This window comes from Staphylococcus sp. AC872 (assembly GCF_979255425.1).
In genome coordinates, this window is the sequence record NZ_CEEDKW010000020.1 from 1 (window position 1) to 2,341 (window position 2,341).

Annotated in this window: 3 protein-coding genes and 1 pseudogene; 3 read left to right on the forward strand and 1 reads right to left on the reverse strand. The window is 32.5% G+C overall.

From position 1 onward, the window contains the following. Nucleotides 1–216 (forward strand): phosphoheptose isomerase family protein (locus tag ACZ267_RS12705; RefSeq protein WP_463680333.1); only part of this gene is annotated, 216 nt, incomplete at its 5' end. An 89-nt stretch (nt 217–305) separates the two neighbouring features. Then, nucleotides 306–638 (forward strand): winged helix-turn-helix transcriptional regulator, encoded by a 333-nt coding sequence (locus ACZ267_RS12710; protein ID WP_002505086.1) that lies wholly within the window; start codon nt 306–308, stop codon nt 636–638. 164 nt (nt 639–802) lie between these two features. Here ACZ267_RS12710 and ACZ267_RS12715 read toward each other — a convergent pair whose 3' ends face one another. Then, entirely contained in the window at nt 803–1,477 is a 675-nt protein-coding gene (locus ACZ267_RS12715; RefSeq protein ID WP_002449609.1) for an IS6 family transposase, read from the reverse strand. A gap of 159 nt (nt 1,478–1,636) precedes the next feature. Between ACZ267_RS12715 and ACZ267_RS12720 the strand changes: the two are divergent. Then, a pseudogene (locus tag ACZ267_RS12720) lies at nt 1,637–2,266 on the forward strand (M20/M25/M40 family metallo-hydrolase); the annotation flags it as partial. Nucleotides 2,267–2,341: the final 75 nt, after the last annotated feature.

Genomic DNA, 2,341 nt, shown 5'->3' on the forward strand with positions numbered 1-2,341 from the left:
ACAACTAAACTAGATTCTGCAATTGGTGAAATTGCAGACACAGTAGTTGAATTACCAGCAGGTACAAAACACGATGCTACTGGGTCTGATCAACCGTTAGGTAGTTTGTTTGAACAATCATCACAAATCTTTTTAGATAGTGTAGTCATTGGACTAATGACACAATTAGATGTTGATGAAACAACTATGCAAAATAATCATGCCAATTTAGAATAGATATAAATAAGCAGTTAATGCGGAAGATTATATAATCTTCCGCATTAACAATGTAAATTCTAATATTATAGAAGAAAGAAGGATGAAAATTGTATTATAAAGGAAAAGAATTTTTCACTTCTAAAGATTTAGCTTTATGTGTTATCGGAGGAAAGTGGAAGATCCCTATAATTTTTCATTTACTTCAAGACAAAGTATTGAGATTAAGTGAGCTACAAAAAAAGTTGCCGCATGTCAATCAAAGGATGCTAATAAGACAACTTAGAGAATTAGAAGAGGACCAAATTATTGAAAGACATATTTATTCTGTAGTTCCCCCAAAAGTGGAGTATAAGCTGACATCTATAGGCTACAAGCTAGATAAGGTGGTTTATGCAATATGCGAATGGGGTGATTTATTCAAGGATGAAATAATACATTAAAAAGTTCTGGTGCAAATTAAAAATAAAGTTAACTACTCTCTTATAATGTAAGTATTCAATTAGCTGACTAACATGTATTAATTTCGCCGTTCTATGAAATTAAGGGTTCTGTTGCAAAGTTAGAAAAATATAGCTAATCACCATTTTATTGTGTCAGTCTTCGCCTAACCAGCTAACATATAACTAATTTCGTGGCATGGTGAAAATCCGTAGATCTGAAGAGACCTACGGTTCTTTTTATATAATCCGTAAATACATTCAATGCCTTTGAGTGTATTTTTTGCCGTATTGACACTTTGATATCTTGTCTTTCTCACCTTAATGTGACGATGATCTTGTTCAATGAGGTTATTGAGATATTTAGATGTGCAATGACAGTTAGGTTTCAGCTTAAACACTTTAATTATTTTAGCCATGGCTACCTTCGTTGAAGGTGCTTGATCTGTAATTATCATTTGAGGTTTACCGAATTGTTTAATAAGGCGCTTAATAAACGCATATGCTGATTGATGATCTCGTTTTTTGCGTAACCAAATATCTAATGTATGTCCATCTGCATCAATCGCGCGATACAGATAACACCACTGTCCTTTAATTTTGATATATGTCTCATCAATACGCCACTTATAATACGTTTTTTTATGTTTTCTCTTCCAAAGTTGATAGAAAATAGGTGCATACTCTTGAACCCATCGATAAATGGTTGAATGATGAACATCAAAACCACGTTCCCTTAATATTTCAGATATATCACGATAACTTAATGCGTATCTTAAGTAGTAGCCAACGGCTACAGTTATAACATCTTTATCGAATTGTTTATATCTGAAATAGTTCATACAGAAGACTCCTTTTTGTTAAAATTATACTATAAATCTAACTTTGCAACAGAACCTAAAAAATTATACCGAAAAGCATCTAATTTGATATGCTAGTTGATAATGAAGTAATATTTATTATATATATTATACCTAATTACTTTGAAAGGACATATTGTTATGAGTGTATTTTCAAATGAGGAAAGAGTTCAAATCTTAAAAGAAGTTGTAGCTTTTAAAACTGTCAATAATAATGAATTAGAAGTTTGCGAATATTTCCAAGATTTATTTAAAAAATACGGTATTGATTCTCGTATTGAGAAAGTGGAAGATAATCGTGCTAATTTAATTGCAGAAATCGGTGAAGGGTCACCTGTTCTTGGTTTATCAGGTCATATAGATGTGGTATCAGAAGGCGATCCTGATGAGTGGACATATGATCCATTTACATTAACTGAAGATGATGGTTACCTTTACGGAAGAGGCGCTGGAGATATGAAATCAGGTCTAGTAGCACTAGCGATTGCATTGATTGAAGTTAAAGAAAGTGGCTCGTTAAAAAACGGAAAGATTAAGTTTATGGCAACAACAGGAGAAGAAAAAGAACAATTAGGATCCAAACAAATGTATGAAAATGGTGAAATGGATGAAGTAGATGCTTTAATAATAGCTGAGCCTTCAGAAAAAATGATGGTCTATGCACATAAAGGGTCTATGGATTTTCGTATTACCTCTAGAGGTAAATCTTCTCATAGCTCTATGCCAGTTATTGGAAAAAATGCAATAAAGCCACTTGTAGAATTTATACGGTTCTGTTGCAAAGTAAAAAAATATAGCTAACCACTAATTTATCATGTCAGTGTTCGCTTAACTTGCTAGCATGAT